The sequence below is a fragment of the Streptomyces sp. NRRL F-2664 genome, from assembly GCF_000719345.1.
Lineage (GTDB): Bacteria > Actinomycetota > Actinomycetes > Streptomycetales > Streptomycetaceae > Streptomyces.
The window spans coordinates 15,417-30,932 of sequence record NZ_JOFX01000009.1; the positions used below are offsets into that span (position 1 = coordinate 15,417).

15 protein-coding genes are annotated in these 15,516 nt (G+C 73.6%); 11 read left to right on the forward strand and 4 right to left on the reverse strand.

Features of this window, described 5'->3' with window-relative positions; translation table 11 throughout:
* Positions 1-348: 348 nt before the first annotated feature.
* A complete protein-coding gene (locus IF89_RS0111880) occupies positions 349-1,074 on the reverse strand; it encodes an LppU/SCO3897 family protein (RefSeq protein WP_078628238.1) in 726 nt (241 codons plus the stop codon).
* Positions 1,075-1,135: 61 nt separating this feature from the next.
* Positions 1,136-1,573, reverse strand: a complete 438-nt coding sequence (locus IF89_RS0111885) for an SRPBCC family protein (RefSeq protein WP_030765263.1) — start codon at positions 1,571-1,573, stop codon at positions 1,136-1,138.
* A gap of 154 nt (positions 1,574-1,727) precedes the next feature.
* Between IF89_RS0111885 and IF89_RS0111890 the strand changes: the two genes are divergently transcribed.
* Positions 1,728-1,913 carry a DUF5999 family protein gene (locus tag IF89_RS0111890; RefSeq protein ID WP_030765266.1) on the forward strand — a complete coding sequence of 62 codons (186 nt, stop codon included), beginning with the start codon at positions 1,728-1,730 and terminating at the stop codon, positions 1,911-1,913.
* 156 nt (positions 1,914-2,069) lie between these two features.
* On the opposite strand, the gene IF89_RS0111895 is transcribed toward IF89_RS0111890, so the two are convergent.
* Together IF89_RS0111895 and IF89_RS0111900 are read right to left on the reverse strand one after the other, a co-directional pair.
* The gene (locus tag IF89_RS0111895) at positions 2,070-4,166 is read right to left on the reverse strand and encodes an ATP-binding protein (RefSeq protein ID WP_234327731.1); all 2,097 of its coding nucleotides are present in this window, start codon (positions 4,164-4,166) and stop codon (positions 2,070-2,072) included.
* A gap of 64 nt (positions 4,167-4,230) precedes the next feature.
* Positions 4,231-5,196, reverse strand: a complete 966-nt coding sequence (locus tag IF89_RS0111900; RefSeq protein ID WP_030765271.1) for a fibronectin type III domain-containing protein — start codon at positions 5,194-5,196, stop codon at positions 4,231-4,233.
* Between the two features lie 180 nt (positions 5,197-5,376).
* On the opposite strand from IF89_RS0111900, the gene IF89_RS0111905 reads away from it, so the two are divergent.
* The 10 genes from IF89_RS0111905 (at position 5,377) to IF89_RS0111950 (ending at position 15,507) form a co-directional block, all read left to right on the forward strand.
* Positions 5,377-6,975, forward strand: a complete 1,599-nt coding sequence (locus IF89_RS0111905; protein WP_030765276.1) for an ABC transporter substrate-binding protein — start codon at positions 5,377-5,379, stop codon at positions 6,973-6,975.
* 46 nt (positions 6,976-7,021) lie between these two features.
* Positions 7,022-7,987, forward strand: coding sequence for an ABC transporter permease (locus IF89_RS0111910; protein ID WP_030765279.1), 966 nt, complete (start codon positions 7,022-7,024; stop codon positions 7,985-7,987).
* Positions 7,980-8,849 carry an ABC transporter permease gene (locus IF89_RS0111915; RefSeq protein WP_030765282.1) on the forward strand — a complete coding sequence of 290 codons (870 nt, stop codon included), beginning with the start codon at positions 7,980-7,982 and terminating at the stop codon, positions 8,847-8,849. Before IF89_RS0111910 ends, IF89_RS0111915 begins: the two co-directional genes overlap by 8 nt.
* Positions 8,850-8,908: 59 nt before the next feature.
* Positions 8,909-9,823, forward strand: coding sequence for an ABC transporter ATP-binding protein (locus IF89_RS0111920; RefSeq protein ID WP_051807016.1), 915 nt, complete (start codon positions 8,909-8,911; stop codon positions 9,821-9,823).
* Positions 9,816-10,475, forward strand: a complete 660-nt coding sequence (locus IF89_RS0111925) for an ABC transporter ATP-binding protein (RefSeq protein ID WP_030765288.1) — start codon at positions 9,816-9,818, stop codon at positions 10,473-10,475. The genes IF89_RS0111920 and IF89_RS0111925 overlap by 8 nt, the downstream gene beginning before the upstream one ends.
* A 97-nt stretch (positions 10,476-10,572) precedes the next feature.
* Entirely contained in the window at positions 10,573-10,767 is a 195-nt protein-coding gene (locus IF89_RS0111930) for a hypothetical protein (RefSeq protein WP_030765290.1), read from the forward strand.
* Between the two features lie 153 nt (positions 10,768-10,920).
* Positions 10,921-12,471, forward strand: a complete 1,551-nt coding sequence (locus IF89_RS0111935) for a hypothetical protein (protein WP_030765293.1) — start codon at positions 10,921-10,923, stop codon at positions 12,469-12,471.
* A 207-nt stretch (positions 12,472-12,678) separates the two neighbouring features.
* Positions 12,679-13,254 carry a streptavidin gene (locus tag IF89_RS40740; protein WP_030765296.1) on the forward strand — a complete coding sequence of 192 codons (576 nt, stop codon included), beginning with the start codon at positions 12,679-12,681 and terminating at the stop codon, positions 13,252-13,254.
* 227 nt (positions 13,255-13,481) lie between these two features.
* Complete coding sequence (locus tag IF89_RS0111945) at positions 13,482-14,633, forward strand: MFS transporter (RefSeq protein WP_030765299.1); 1,152 nt, start codon at positions 13,482-13,484, stop codon at positions 14,631-14,633.
* A gap of 52 nt (positions 14,634-14,685) precedes the next feature.
* The gene (locus tag IF89_RS0111950; RefSeq protein ID WP_234327739.1) at positions 14,686-15,507 is read left to right on the forward strand and encodes an SDR family NAD(P)-dependent oxidoreductase; all 822 of its coding nucleotides are present in this window, start codon (positions 14,686-14,688) and stop codon (positions 15,505-15,507) included.
* Positions 15,508-15,516: the final 9 nt, after the last annotated feature.

The window sequence follows — 15,516 nt, forward strand, 5'->3', positions numbered from 1 at the left end:
CGGCCTCGTCCGGCCCCGGGCCGTCGTCCGCCATCGGTCGGTTCGGTCCCCGGCATCGTCCGGCCCTCGGATGTCCGGTCCGGCCTCCGGCCGTTGTCCGGCCCTCGCCGGTCGCCCCGGGCCGGGTTCGGCTGTACGCGCGACTGTCGGCCGTACCGGGCCGTCCGGACCGGGCCTCGGGCGGTAGGCGGCCCTCCGTGCGACCATCCTGCGGTGCTCGGCCGTCGGCCCCGAAGCGGGACCCGGCTGTCCGTGTGACCGCGGCCGGTGTCCGGGGTCGGCCAGGGCCCAGGACGTGCGGGCGGTCGTCGGCGGGGCCGGCTGCCGGTGCGGTGAGCGGGACGCGGCTCAGCGGAGACGGGCGAGGCAGCTCGTGGTGGTGCCGCCGGGGCCGTACTCGGGGTAGGCGTAGAGCTCGCCGTCCGCGCAGGTGGTGCCGGGTCCGAGGTGACGGGTGACGCGGTACTCCGCGTCCGGGGAGTTGCAGGGCTCCACGAGCAGGGTCTGTCCGGAGCCCTCGGCCACGTCCCGTACGCACTGGCCGACGCTCAGCCGCGTCGGCTCGCCGTCCCCGGCCAGCAGGCCCAGGACGATCAGCGTGGGGACCGCGAGGGCGACGAGCGCGACCGGTACGAGGACCAGCAGGGCGGGGGTGCGCCGCCACAGCGGCCGGCCCGGGTCGCGCGCCGGGCGGAAGCCGTCGGCCGGGGGAGCGAGCCGGCGGAAGGCGGCCCGCGGGCCGAGGTTCATCAGCAGGGTCACGGGTGCGGCGACCAGGGACAGCGGGCTCCACCAGCCCTGCCACAAGGTGTCGGAGGACATCTCGCGGTAGGTGGCCAGGCCGCAGTCCCGGCAGAACGGGCCGCGGCGGCTCAGGAAGCGCATCAGTACGACCAGGCCCTGATGGCCCCGCACCGTGGCGGGCGCGGCCGGCCAGGCCCCGCACAGGACGCAGCCGTGGCGGCCCGGCTGCGGATGCGAGCCGTACGCCCCGTACGCGGCGCCGTACGGCTGCCCTGCGGCCTGCGGGGGCCCGTACGGGCCCGGGGGCGGCGGCGGGGGCGGAATGGCCACGGACTCTCCTCGGTCGCGTCATGATCACCAGCCGGTGATCACGGAACCCTAACCAGGGCGGTCAGCGCTCCAGCAGCCGGGTGAGGGCGCGCGAGAACAGCAGGCGGCCGGCCGCCGCCACGAGGGGGTCCAGGACCCGCGGCAGGCCCCGCAGGCGCAGTTCCTCGCGCCAGTGGACCTCCGAGCCCCTGCCGGGAAGGGGGCGGATCTCGATCTCCGCCCACCCCGTCACGACCCGGCCGCGCTTCTCCAGCCGGACGAGACCCGGCGAGTCCGCCGCGGGCGGGTGCCAGAGGACGACCTCCATCGGATCGTCGAATGTGATCCTGCCCACACCCGTGCGGGCGATGAAGATCGTTCCCTGGTGCGTCGGAGGCGCGGTCTCGATGATCGTCCGCGTGAGGGGGACCTGCGCGCCGTGGCGCTCCCAGTCGGTGAGCCTCGACCACGCCTCGGCGGCCGGTGCGGACGTACGGTGAACGATCCGGATAACGGGCATGAGCGCATCGTAATCGGGCATACACACCGTGAACTGGACGGCGAATATGGGTTCCGTCCAGGGGTGGCGATCAGCAATACTCGCCGCCACCGTGGATCGCGGATTCGCCGGGTGACCACCGGCCCTCCCGCCCCACATCGCGAGGAGGTGCGCCATGTGCTCCCACCAGCCCCCCTGCCCTGCCGCCGACAGCGCCGACCACGACGCCGCGCGCATCGTGGTCTCCCGTCCCGAACAGGGGTGGAGCCTGCTCTGCAACGGAGTCGTGATCTTCGACGACACCGGTGAACTGCTCCCCGACCGCCGCACGGTGGAACCCCGCCGCCCGGCCCTGGTCTGAGCGAGGAGGCAGCATGCGCCAGCAGCTGATCCGCAAGCCCGTCCCCAAGCCCGCCCCCCGAGAGCTGGACCTGCGCACACCGTCGGGCAGACCCCTCCCGTACTGACGGGAGACCCGACGCCGCAGTTGCCCGGCGTGCCGTCCACGGGCTGAGCCTCAGCTCGTGGACGCCGCCGCTCCGCCCCGGAACGCCGCCTCGAAGGCCGCGTCACCGATGGCCGCCCGCGCCTGCCGTTCCCCCTGGTCCCGCAGCGCCGTCAGGGAGGGCGAACCCATCTGGGGCCGGCCCACCGTCCGCCACCACGCGTGTCCGGTGCCCAGCAGGCGGGCCGCCAGCTCGCCGTCGCCCAGCCCGGCCACCGCCGTGGCCAGCAGGTCCAGGCCCAGCGCGATACCCAGCCGGTCGCCGAGGAGCCGCTTCCCGGAGAGCATGGACCGTACGTGGCGTGCGGCCTCCCCGTGGTCGCCCAGCCCCAGTGCGGCCACTGCCAGGACGTAGTCCGCGTAGGCCCGCATCCAGCGCTCGCCCAGCTCCGCGCAGGCCTCCCGCAACGACCGAGCCTCCTGCATGGCCTCCTCGAAACGCCCGAGGGCGTACAGGGAGTAGCTGGCGGTCAGCTTGCACAGGAGCCAGCCCGGCCCGGTGGTCCGGCCGCCGTGCGCGGCCCGGGCCCGCGGCCCCGACAGCTCCAGGGCGCGCACCGGGTCCCCCGGCATGAGGACCGACGCCGCGTGCAGGTGGGCCGCGCGCAGCTCCCGTTCCGGGTCCGCCAGGTGGGCGGCGTCCCGCGCGCACTGCTCCCCGACGCGCCGGGCCTCGTCCATGTCGCCCTGGAGCACCATCGTCAGCCCGAGGGACCACAGGGCCTGGTTGTGGGTGGCCTCGGTGCGCGGGGCGAGCCGCAGGGCCCGTTCCAGGACGGCCCGGCCCTCGTGCACGTGCCCGCAGGCGAACCAGTAGAACCACAGGTTCCCGGCCATCTCCAGCGCGGCCGTCGGGTCGGCCGTGAGCAGGTGCTCCAGGGCGGTGCGCAGTTGTGCGTGCTCGGCAGTGATCCTGCGGTACCAGTCGACCTGCCCCGGGCCCATCCAGCCCCGGTCGGCGGCCTGTGCGAGCGCTGCGTACCAGTGCGCGTGCCGGTCGGTGACCAGGTGCGTCTCGCCGAGCTCGGCCAGCCAGTCGTGTCCGTACTCGCGGATGGTGTCCAGCAGCCGATAGCGGGCGCCCGCGCCGCGCTCCTCGGAGCGCAGCACCACGGACTTGGCGGTGAGCCCGGCCAGTACGCGCTCCACCCGGGCGGCGGGCAGCGGGCCGCCCGCGCACACGGCGCGTGCCGCGGCCGTGTCGAAGTCGCCGGTGAACACCGAGAGGCGGGCCCACAGCAGGCGCTCCAGCGGCTCGCACAACTCGTGGCTCCAGCCGATCGTGGTCCGCATCGTCCGGTGCCGGGGCGGCCGGGGCACGCGGACCTCGGACAGCATCTCGAAGCGCTCGCCGATCCGCTCGGCCATCTGCTCGACCGTCCACAACCGCATCCGGGCGCCGGCCAGTTCCAATGCCAGGGGGATCCCGTCCAGCCGACGGCACACCTCGGCGGCGACCTCGGTCCGTGCCGGGTCCGCGAAGACGGCGGCGGCGCGCGGGGTCGCCGCGAGAGCTCGGGCGCGGAAGAGGGCCAGGGCGTCGCTGTCGGGTCCCTCGCAGGGCAGCGGCCTGACCTCGACGACCTGCTCGATCGCGCAGCGCAGCGGCTCGCGCGAGGTGATCAGGATGGTCAACCCGGGTGCGGACTGAAGGAGTTCGCCCGCCAGATGGCGGCACTCGGAGACGAGGTGCTCGCAGGTGTCCAGGACGAGGAGGAGCTCCCGGTCGGCCATCCACGCGCACAGCTCCTCGTCGAGCGGGCGCGGGGAGTGGTCGACGAGGCCGAGGGCGTGCGCGACGGTCGCGGTCAGCAGGGCGGGGTCGCGCAGCGGTGACAGCTCCACCCACCAGACGCCGTCGGGCCGTGCGTGGCGGGCGTCGGCGACGGCGCGCAGGGCGAGCCGGGACTTCCCGACGCCGCCCACCCCGGTCAGGGTGATCAGTCTGCGCTCGCGCAACAGCTTTCCGATCAGCCGCAGTTCGGGCTGCCTGCCGATGAAGCTCGCCGGCTCCGGCGGCAGGTTCCCCGGGGGTGTCCGGGCGGCCGGCCCGGGCACGCCGTCCGTGGAATCTGGCTGATTGTCATTGACCGAGTACTCACCGAACACGGGAGTATTGTGCGTGATCTTCTCATCCCACCGTGCCGTCGGGACGGGATCGGTGCTTCCCGGTTCACCCGACGAGGGTGATCCGGCGTTCCGCCGAGAAGGCTCCCCAGTTGCCGTCGGGCAGCCGGGCTCGCAGTTTGACGGCCCATTCGGTGCCGGCCGGTTCGGTCGCCGTGAGGCGGTGCTCGACCCGGCCGACGGGTACCGCGCCGGCCCCGAACTGCAGGACGGTGGTGGGCCGTCCGTTGACGAACAGCTCGTACTCGGAGGTCGCGCGCCCGGTGTCCGGGGCGGTCCAGGTCAGGGTGACGGCGCCCGGTGAGGCGGTCGCGGTGAGGCCGGCGGGGGCGGTGCCCGGGCCGTCGCCGGACGCGGGCGGCGTGCTGACGTCCACGGCCGGACCGTCCGGGGAGGAGTTGTCCGCGCCGTCCCGGGCCCGGACCGTGAAGGTGTAGACCGTGTCCGGCTGGAGGCCGGTCAGTGTGGTGGCGTTGTCGCCGGGGCCGACGGTGTGGATGCGTACGCCGCCCTGGTGGACGTCGTACGCCGTGACGCCGGTGTCGTCCGTCGAGGGCGCCCACGTCAGCCGGGCGGAGCGGGGGCCGGTCGCCGTGGCGGTCGTCGTGGCCGGGGCGGTCGGAGCGAGGCGGTCCTCGGCCCGGGCGGCAGGGGTGGTCACGAGCGCCGCCGGTCCGGCCTCGGAGAGGTTCCCGGCCGCGTCCTCGGCCCGCACCGTGAAGGAGTAGCCGGTCTGCGGTGCGAGACCGGTGACGTCCACCATCGTCTTCTCCGCGGGGAGTTCCCGCACCGGCCGTCCCGCCTCGAAGACCCGGTAGCGCTTCACTCCGGCCCCGTCCGCCGCCGCGTCCCACATGACGTGCACGGACGTGGCGCTGCCCGCCTGGGCGGTGAGACCGGTGGGTGCCGGCGGCGGCTCGGTGTCGGGGGCGGTGCACGCGGTGGGGCCTGCGAGGCCGACGAGGCCGGTGAGGGCCAGGAGGAGGACGGGCGTGGGGGCGCTGCGTCGCACGGGGTGCCTACCTCGGCTTCCGTAAAGGTCTAGACATATATGGCACGAGAGGCGGGAGGGCGACAAGACCTGTGCATCACTGACCGGCGGTGTGACCCGATTCGTCGACTTCTGATCACGTCTGGCATTATTGCCAGCTCTTTGCAATAACGGATGAACGCGAACAGGGATGTGCAGCGCATGACGGCCCGGACAGTACGGGGAGCGACCAGGGCGACGGTGGCCGCCGCACTCATCACGGGCGTGGCGGCCTGCTCCACCCCCGGAGCCGGCCCGGGCGGCGCCGCCGGCGCCGACTCGGTCGTCGTCGGCATCGCCACCGAACCGGAGAGCCTCAGCCCGCTGCTGGGCTACGGCAAGGACGGCAACTCCAAGATCTTCGACGGTCTGCTCACCCACGACGCGGACATGAAGCTCAAACCCGCCCTCGCCCGGTCCCTCCCGGAGGTCTCCGCGGACGGGCGCACCTACTCCTTCGCCCTGCGCCAGGGCGTGAGGTTCAGCGACGGGGCGCCCTTCTCCGCCAAGGACGTCGTCTTCACCTACCGGACGATCCTCGACGCGGGGACGAACAACGCCTCCAAGACCGAACTCGACGCGATCGAGCGGGTCGAGGCGACGGGGGAGGACACCGTCGTCTTCACCCTGAAGTACCCCTACGCCCCGTTCGCCGAACGGACCGTGCTGCCCATCGCCCCGGAGCACATCGCCGGGAAGCAGGACGTCAACAGCGGCGACTTCACCACCCGGCCCGTCGGCACCGGGCCCTACGTACTCACCGGCTGGTCCAGGGGCGAAAAGCTCAGCTTCAAGGCCAACCCCGGCTACTGGGGCGGCGAGCCCGCCGTCAAGAAGTTCACCATGGCCGTCGTCAAGGACGACGACGTGCGCGCCACCCGGCTGCGCTCCGGCGAGCTCGACGGCGCCATCCTGCCGCCCGGCCTGGCCGCGGGCTTCGCGAAGGACGCCGGGCGCCGCACCTACGCCGCCAGGACCTTCGACCACCGCAGCGTGACCCTCCCCACGCACCACCCGGTCACCGGCGACCTCGCCGTCCGGCGGGCGCTCGACATCGCCGTGGACCGCACGGCCATGGTCGACAAGCTGCTGGAGGGCGCGGGCAGGCCCGCCTTCGGCCCCGTGCCGACCGACAGCCCCTGGTTCACGGCCGGCACCGAGCGCCGCCACGACCTCGACGGGGCCCGCCGGATCCTCGACGACGCCGGCTGGAAGGCCGGCGCGGACGGCATCCGGGTCAAGGACGGCGTCCGCGCCTCCTTCCCCCTCTGGTACACCGCCGGCGACAAGATCCGCCAGGACCACGCCCTCGCCTTCGCCTCCGACGCCAAGAAGGCCGGCATCGAGGTCAAGGCCGAGGCCGGGACCTGGGAGGTCATCGAACCCCGGATGAAGACCGAGGCCGTGCTCGCGGGCGGCGGCTCACCGGCCGACCCGGACTTCGACCAGTACCTCATGCTCACCTCCTCCCTCGGCGGCGACGGCTTCAACAACATGGCCCGCTACGCCGATCCGGCCGTGGACGCGGCCCTGGCCGAAGGCCGCCGCAGCGCCGATCCGGCGGTCCGCAAGGCCGCGTACGACACGGTGCAGCGCCGACTCGCCGAGAACCCGGGCTACGTCTTCCTCACCCACATCGACCACCTCTACGTCGTGAACGACGGGTGGGACGGGCTCGGCACCCAGGTGGAGCCGCACGACCACGGTCTCGGCGCCGGGCCCTGGTGGAACGTCGAGAGCTGGAAGCCCAAGCAGAAGTGAGCCCCACCCCGTGACCACCCGCTCCGTCCGCCTCCCCTGGAGGCCGATGGCACGCAGGGCGGGGCGGCGGACCCTGTCAGCCGCCCCCGTCCTGCTCGCCGTCACCTTCGGCGTCTTCGCCCTCGCCGCCCTGTCCCCCTTCGACCCCGTCAAGGCCTACGCCGGCACCGCCGGACTCACCGCCTCGCAGGCCGAACTCGACCAGCTGCGGATCAACCTCGGCGTCGACCGGCCCCTGGCCGCCCGCTGGTGGGACTGGCTGACCTCGGCACTCACCGGCGACCTCGGCGCCTCCGCCGTCATGCGCCAGCCCGTGACCGACGTCATCACCGAGCGCGTGGGCTGGTCGGCGCTGCTCGCGGCCTGCGCCTTCACCATGGCCGTGCTCGCGGGCACCGCCCTCGGCGTACTGGCCGCACGCCGGCCGGGCGGCCCGCTGGACCGCGCCGTCTCCGCGCTCGCTTACACCCTCGAGGCCGCCCCGGCCTTCTGGACGGCGCTGCTCGCGATCTGGTTCTTCTCCGTACGCCTCGGTGTCCTGCCCTCCGGCGGCCTCACCGACGCCGGCAGCGACACCGTCACCCCCGGGCAGGTCGCCTCCCACCTGGTGCTCCCCGCCCTGGTGCTCGCCGCCACCCAACTGCCCTGGTTCTTCCTCTACGTCCGTCAGGGCGTCGCCGACGCGCTGGGCGAGGACCCCGTACGAGGGGCCCGCGCACGGGGCCTGTCCGAGCGCCGGATCCTGCTCGGCCACGCCCTGCGCTCCGGCATGCTGCCGATGCTGACGCTGATCGGCTCCCGGGTACCCGAGCTGATCACCGGCGCCCTGCTGGTGGAAACGGTCTTCAGCTGGCCCGGCATCGCCGCGGCGACCGTCCAGGCCGCCACCGCGGTCGACTTCCCCCTGCTGGCGGCCCTGACGGTGCTGGCCACCGCGGCCGTGCTCGCCGGGAACCTGCTGTCCGACCTGCTGTACGGGCTGGCCGACCCGCGGGTGGGCTTCGATGGCTGAGACCACGACCTGGCGCCCGCGGGGCCGCCCGCACCGCTCCACCCGCACCCTGCGGGTCCGCACCTCGGCCGCCGTCATGGCGGTCGTCGCACTGGCCGTACTGGTCGTGCCGCCGCTCGCCCAGCTGGACCAGCAGGCCGTGGACCTCGCGGCGAAACTGCAACCCCCCTCGTGGGCGCACCCCTTCGGTACCGACGACGTCGGGCGGGACCTGCTGCTGCGGTGCGTCCACGGACTGCGCGTCTCCCTGTTCGTCGGCCTGGTGGCCGCACTGGCCGCCACCGTGGTCGGCACCGCGGTCGGCGCGGCCGCGGGCGCTTTCGGCGGCTGGACCGACCGGCTGGCGATGCGGGCCGTGGACATCCTCTCCTCCGTCCCGCACCTCCTCCTCGGGATCTTCGTCGTGGCGGTGTTCCGGCCGGGGATCTGGCCCGTCGTGGCCTCGGTTGCGGCCACCCACTGGCTCTCGACGGCCCGGATCGTCCGCGCCGAGGTCCTCTCCCTGCGCGGCCGGCCCTACATCGACGCCGCCGTCTCCGGCGGAGCCTCACGGTGGCGGGTCGCCGTACGGCACCTGGTGCCCGGCATCCTCCCGCAGGCCGGCCTCGCCGCCGTGCTGATGATTCCGCACGCGATGTGGCACGAGTCCGCCCTGTCCTTCCTCGGCCTCGGAATGCCCGCCCACCAGGCCAGCCTGGGCGGCCTGGTACAGAACGCCCGCGGCTCGCTGCTCGCCGGGCACTGGTGGCCCACCCTCTTCCCCGGTCTGCTGCTGATCGTCCCGACCCTGGCCGTCGCCGGCCTCGCGGGCGCCTGGCGCGACCGGCTGAACCCGCGCCGCCGTTCGGAGCTGACCCTGTGACCCCGCCGTCCACCGCCCCGCCCGTGCTCCGCGTCGAGCAGCTCTCCGTCCGATTCCGCATGCCCGGTGGACGGTACGTGGAGGCCGTCACCGACGCCTGCTTCACCCTGGCGCCCGGCGAGAGCCTCGCCCTCGTCGGCGAGAGCGGCTGCGGGAAGTCCGTACTCGCCTCCGCCCTCCTCGGCCTGCTCCCCGGCAATGCCGAGACGGCCGGATCGGCCCGCCTCGCCGACGGCCTCGACCTCCTCGCCGCCGACGAGCGCACCCTGGCCCGGACCGTACGGGGCCGGCGCGTCGCTCTCGTCCCGCAGAGCCCGGCGGCGCACCTCACCCCGGTCCGCACCGTCCGCGCCCACCTGGAGGAGACGGCCCGCGAGCTGACCGGCACCGGATCCGGCCGTCGCCCACGCTCCGCGCGGACCGCGCTGCGCGCAGCGGCGCAGGCCGCCGCAGACCGCGCCGCATTCCCCGGCTCCCACCTCGACCGCCACCCCCACGAACTCTCCGGCGGCCTCGCCCAGCGCGCGGCCACCGCCCTCGCCCTCGTCGGCGACGCCCCCCTGCTCCTCGCCGACGAACCGACCACCGGCCTGGACCGCGACCTGGTCGAGCGCACCGTCGACGAACTGCGCGCCCACACCCGTGCCGACGGCCGCGCCCTGCTGATGATCACGCACGACCTGTCCGCTGCCGAGCGGATCGCCGACACCGTGGCCGTCATGTACGCGGGGCGGATCGTCGAAACAGCCCCGGCCGCCGCCTTCTTCGGCCGCCCCGGCCCCCGCCACCCCTACGCCCGGGGCCTGCTCGAAGCCCTCCCCGAGCGCTCCTTCACCCCCGTTCCCGGAGCACCGCCCGAGCTCGGGGCCCTCCCGCCCGGCTGCGCCTTCGCCGCCCGCTGCGCCGCCGCCGACCCGCTCTGCCGCACCCGGCGGCCCGCGCTCATCGAAGGGGTGGCCTGCCACCATGCTTGAGCTCAAGGACATCACCGCGGGATACGACCGCCGTGCCCCCGCGGTCCGGGGCGCCCACCTCACCCTGCACGCGGGGCAGTCCCTCGGCCTGCTCGGGCCGAGCGGCTGCGGCAAGTCCACCCTGGCCAGGGTCGCCGCGCTGCTGCACCGGCCCGACCGGGGGACCGTGACCCTGGACGGCCACGTCGTGACCGGCTTCTCCCACCGCGCCCCGCGCTGCCTGCGCACGGCGATCGGCGTCGTCTTCCAGCAGCCGCGACTCGCCGCCGACCCCCGCCTGAGGCTCGGCGACCTCGTCGCCGAACCCCTCCGCGCGACCGGTCGGCGTACGGAAGCGGCGGCGCGGGTGGCCGAGTTGGCGCAGCAGGTGGGCCTCGGCGCGGACCTGCTCGCGCGCCGCCCCCACGAGGTCAGCGACGGCCAGCTGCAACGCGCCTGCCTGGCCCGTGCCTTGGCGCTGCGGCCGCGCTGGCTGGTCTGCGACGAGATGACCGCGATGCTCGACGCCTCCACCACGGCCGCCCTGGTGGCGGTCGTCGAGGACTATCGCGCCGGGACGGGCGCCGGCCTCCTCGCGGTCGGCCACGACCCGGTGCTGCTGGGGCGCTGGTGCGGGCGCACCCTGCACTGGGACGAGATCGTCAAGGACTGACGCCCGTCACGGACGGTCAACACCCGTACGGCGGACACGTCGTTCGCCCGGAAGCACGCGGCGTTGCGCCACCATGACGGTGACTCAGGAGGTCTCGATGGTGCTCTCCCTCTCCGTGGTCGTCCTGCTCCTCGTCCTGGCCTGGATCTTCCTGCGCAGCGGCGGGCTGAAGCTCTCCCACGCCCTCGTCTGCGTCCTGCTCGGCTTCTACCTCGCGAGCAGCAGCATGGCCGCGACCATCCACAGCGGCCTGACGGCCACCGCGAACGCGGTCTCCTCCCTCAACCCGTAGGGCGTGCGCCGTTGACTGTTGCGCCTTCGTGAAGCGTGCGGCGCGTGCATGGACTCCTCCGGCGGCGCCGTCTAGCGTCTGGCCGCGGCGGATGTCAGACGCGAGGTCAACAGGCTGGTGCGACAGGAGGGGAGCCCCGTGTTCCGAAGAGCGCTGAACTGCGCCGTCCTGCCCGCCGTGGTCGCCTTCACGGTGCTCCACGGCGGCGGTCCGGCCCGGGCCGAGGAGATACCCAAGGCCCCCGGGCACCGGCTGATCACCCCCTACGAAGGCGCCCCGGCGGCCGCGGCCCCGCTGCAGGGCGAGGCCCCGCCGCAGCACCCCCACCTCGCGCCCAACGGCCGCAGCGGCATGCACTCCGACGCGGCGGGCAGCGCCACCTCCCCCTGGTCCGGGCCGCTCGGCAAGAACCCCGGGGTGACCAGCGAGAAGATCGCGGCTCTCGGCGGCGAGTGCGCCACCGCCACCTTCGACGCGGGCGGCCGGCTGGTCACGGTGTGCGGCACCTTCTCCGGCTTCACGGTCAAGCTCCTGGAGCCGCGCACCCTCGCCACCCTCGCTGAGTACCGGCTTCCGCAGCGCTCCTCCACCGTCGAGGCGATCACCTCACTCGACTTCGCGAAGATCTTCAAGGACACCTCGGGCGGCGCCTACTTCTACCTCGACGACCGGGACCGGGCGGTCCTGGCCGACTCCCGGCAGCACGTCCTGCGCCTCGCGCACGTGCAGAACCCCGACGGCAGCTGGCAGTTCACCGTCGAGAACGACTGGGACCTCACCGGGCACGTCCCGCACGACTGCACGACCTGGACCAACCTGCGGCCCAGCGGCACGTGCGACCCCGTCACCTCGGTGATGCCCGACTGGGACGGCCGCATCTGGTGGGTGACCCGCCAGGGCCGGGTCGGCACGGTGGACCCGGCGACCTCGCGCATCCGCTCCCTGCGGCTGGACGGCGAGGAGATCCAGAACTCCTTCTCGGTCGCCGAGGACGGTGTCTCCATCGTCTCCGACCACGCCCTCTACGGCTTCCGCGCCGCCGCCGACGGCACCCCCGAGGTGCAGTGGCGCCAGACCTACGACCGGGGGACCGGCACCAAGCCGGGCTCGGTGAACCAGGGTTCGGGTACGACGCCGGACCTCTTCGGCGACGGCTACGTCGCCATCACCGACAACGCCGACGACCGGATGAACGTCCTGGTCTACCGGCGCGGCGCGGACGTCCCGGCGGACCGCCGGCTCGTCTGCAAGGTGCCCGTCTTCCGCTCCGGCGCCTCCACCACCGACAACTCGCTGATCACCTGGGGCAACAGCATCGTCGTCGAGAACAACTACGGTTACGAGAACCCCACCAGCGTGCTGCTGGGCAGGTCCGTCGTGGGCGGCGCAGCCCGCATCGACGTCCGCGCCGACGGCAGCGGCTGCGACACGGTCTGGGAGAGCCCCGTGCGCGCCCCGTCCGTGGTCCCGAAGCTCTCCACCGCGAACGGGCTCATCTACTTCTACGAGAAGGAGCCCCATCCCTGGGGGATCGACGGCTGGTACCTCACCGCCGTGGACTTCCGCACCGGTGAGCGGCGCTGGCGGCAGCTGACCGGCACCGGCCCGCTCTACGACAACAACTGGGCGCCCATCACCCTCGGCCCCGACGGCACCGCCTACGTCGGCGTCTTCAACGGCATCGTCGCGGTTCGCGACCGCTGACCGCCGGCGGACCGCCGGCCTCCGGAATTCCCCGGGGCCGGCGGGCGAACACATCACGCCGAGTCTCCGCAAGAACTCCGACAATTCACCGGACGGAACCCGGCGTACCGCCGGTCACGACACTACGCTTTTCCCGAAAGCGCCCGCGACCGCGCACCATCGCGGGCGACCGACGGGCCCTCGGCCCTCACAGGGGGAAATCATCTCGTGACGCGTTTACGCCAAGTCCTGACCGCACTGTGCGCCCTGTCCCTGACCTTCGTCACCGTATCCGCGAGCGCATCCGCGGACCCGCGGGAGACGGTGGCCGCGAACGCCGCGGAAACCGCTTCCTCGGCGGACTCCCGCCCCGGCATCCTGGGCACCTGGTACAACCAGCTCGGCTCGGTCATGGTCGTGACACGGGCCGCGAACGGCGGGTTCGTCGGCACCTACGAGTCCGCGGTCGGCAACGCCGAGAAGCGCTACGCCATGACCGGCCGCTACGACAGTGCGCCCGCCGACGGCACGGGGACCGCGGTCGGATGGACCGTCGCCTACCACAACGCCCACCGCAACGCCCACTCCGTCGCCACCTGGAGCGGCCAGTACGTCGGCGGCAGCCAGGAGCGCATCGTCACCCAGTGGCTGCTGAGCTACGGCACGACCCCCGCCGACCAGTGGAAGTCGACCTTCCTCGGCCACGACGAGTTCACCCGGGTCAAGCCCTCCGCCGCCGACATCGAGCAGGCGCGCCGGTCGGGCGTGACATCTGCGAATCCGCCGGCCTCCGACGGGGAGTGATCCGGCCGCACCGACCGAGCAGGCGATCCGCCCGCAGCGTGGGGTCCCCCCACGGCGGGCGGGTCCCGCATGCCCGCGCCCGGTGAGGTGATCTTGGCGCAAAACCTCCGTTGGCCTGCAACTTCCGTTGTGGGAGTGTGGGACGGACTCCGGTTCGCGCGGCCTCCACGACCCGTGCCATGATCACGAGCGGCACCGACCAGCCGGGGGGCAGGGGGGTTCATTTCGTGTTGCACAAGGTCTCCACGCTTGCGCTCGGAGCGTTCGCAGTGGGAACGAGCGGCTATGTCGTCACCGGTGTGCTGCCGCAGCTGAGCGAGGAGCTGTCCGTCCCCCTGTCCACGGCGGGACTGCTGACCACCTCCTTCGCCGTGGCCTATGCCGTCGGCTCCCCGCTGCTCGCCGTGGCCCTCGGCGGGTGGCGCCGCCGCCCGCTGATCATCACTGCCCTGCTGGTGGCGGCGGCGGGCAACGTGCTCGCCGCCCTGGCACCGGACTTCGCCACCCTGACGGCCGCCCGCATCGTCACGGCCGCGGGCGCCGCCGTCTTCACCCCGGCGGCCACCGCGGTCGCCGCCGAACTGAGCGGCCCCGAACGCCGGGCACGCGCCGCGGCCTGGGTCTTCGGCGGGCTGGTGACCGCGACCGTCGTCGGCGTTCCCGCCGGGACGCTGCTCGTCGGACCGCTCGGCTTCCGCGGTGTCTTCTGGCTCGTCGCCGGCTTGTGCGCGCTGTCCGCGGCGGCCGTGGCAGTGGCCGTGCCCGAGGTCGCGGCGCCGCCGCGGGTGAGCCTGCGGCAGCGGGTCGCGGTCGCCTCCGACAGGCGGGTCGTCGCCGTTCTCGGGATCACCCTCGCGGCCGCCCTCGGGGTGTTCACCGTGTACACGTACGCGGCCCCCGTGCTGGCCGAGACCGTCGGGGCGCACGGCACAGGACTGAGCCTGCTGCTCTTCGGCTACGGTATCGGCGGCGCCGTCGGCAACGTTGTCGGCGGACTCGCGGCCGACCGGTACGGCTACCGGATGCCGCTGCTGGTGGCCGTCTGCGGCAGCGTGGTCGCCCTCTCGGCCCTCTCCGCCGTGCACAGCACCGCGGTCGCGGCGGTCCTGCTGTTCCTGTGGGGAGTGTCGAGCTGGGGGTTCAACCCTCCGGTCCAGCGCCGGCTGCTCGAACTCTCCCCGGACGCCGGGGCGCTGCTCCTGGCGCTCAACGCCTCCGCCCTCTACCTGGGCATCGGCCTGTCCGGGGTGGTCGGGGGCGCGGTGCTCGACCACGCCGGCATCACCTCCGTGGCCCTGACCGGGGCGCTGCTGTGCTGCGTCGCGGTAGTCATCCAGCTGTTCTCCGGCAGGCGTGCTGCACTGCAGCCGACCCGCTGACATCCGCCCCTCTCGGCAAAGGACGACGCCTGTGCGCGAATTGAAGAACGTTGTGGGAATCGTCACAGGGGCCTCGCGCGGTGTCGGGCCCCGGATCGCCGAGGAATTGGCCCGGGCGGGTGTGCAATTGGCACTCGTCGCCCGGTCCGAGGACGGACTGCGGGCCACTGCGGAAAGGATCGGACGGATCGGTCCCGAGCCGCTCGTGGTGCCCGCCGACATTTCCGACGAAGCGGCGCAGCGGCGGGTCGTGGAAACGGTCCGCCGCGAACTCGGGCCGGCCGGGATCCTGGTCAACAACGCCGGTATCGAGCACATCACCCGGTTCCAGGACGCCTCGGTGGAGAGCATCCGGCGTGTCCTGATGGTGAACCTGTTCGGTGCCGAGGCCATGACCCGGCTGGTGCTCCCGGACATGCTGGAGGCGAGGCGCGGGCACGTGGTCAACATCGGCTCCGTGGGCGGGCGCACGGCCTACCCCTACGCCACGATCAACTCCTCGGCCAAGCACGGGCTCGTCGGCTTCACCTGGTCCCTGCGCGAGGAACTGCGGGGGACCGGGGTGGGGGTGTCCGCGGTGTACCCGACGCTGATCGCCGACGTCGGCATCTCCGCCGGCTGGCAGGCAGGCCGGCGTCCGCCGCTGCTCGGCCGGGTCGGGCCCGAGGAGGTCGCCCGGGCGGTCCTCAGGTGCATCCGGGAGGACAAGGTGGAGATCACCGTGGCTCCCGCCATGGAGAAGGTCGCGGACGTCGTCAGCGCCCTGTCCCCGCGCCTCACGGCGTGGATCGCCCGAACCGGTGGTATTTACACATACTTGCGCGGGGTCGCCGCCGCGCAGACACGTTCGCAACAGAACTCTGAACCAGCCTGACCCGCTGGC

What these genes read in the sequence shown, in the direction of transcription:
- IF89_RS0111890 (WP_030765266.1), top strand. Translation starts at nt 1,728, where the DNA reads ATGTGCTCCCACCAGCCCCCCTGCCCTGCCGCCGACAGCGCCGACCAC.
- IF89_RS0111920 (WP_051807016.1), top strand. Translation starts at nt 8,909, where the DNA reads ATGCCCGGTGGACGGTACGTGGAGGCCGTCACCGACGCCTGCTTCACC.
- IF89_RS0111915 (WP_030765282.1), top strand. Translation starts at nt 7,980, where the DNA reads ATGGCTGAGACCACGACCTGGCGCCCGCGGGGCCGCCCGCACCGCTCC.
- IF89_RS0111885 (WP_030765263.1), bottom strand. Translation starts at nt 1,573, where the DNA reads ATGCCCGTTATCCGGATCGTTCACCGTACGTCCGCACCGGCCGCCGAG.
- IF89_RS0111905 (WP_030765276.1), top strand. Translation starts at nt 5,377, where the DNA reads ATGACGGCCCGGACAGTACGGGGAGCGACCAGGGCGACGGTGGCCGCC.
- IF89_RS0111930 (WP_030765290.1), top strand. Translation starts at nt 10,573, where the DNA reads ATGGTGCTCTCCCTCTCCGTGGTCGTCCTGCTCCTCGTCCTGGCCTGG.
- IF89_RS0111925 (WP_030765288.1), top strand. Translation starts at nt 9,816, where the DNA reads ATGCTTGAGCTCAAGGACATCACCGCGGGATACGACCGCCGTGCCCCC.
- IF89_RS0111910 (WP_030765279.1), top strand. Translation starts at nt 7,022, where the DNA reads ATGGCACGCAGGGCGGGGCGGCGGACCCTGTCAGCCGCCCCCGTCCTG.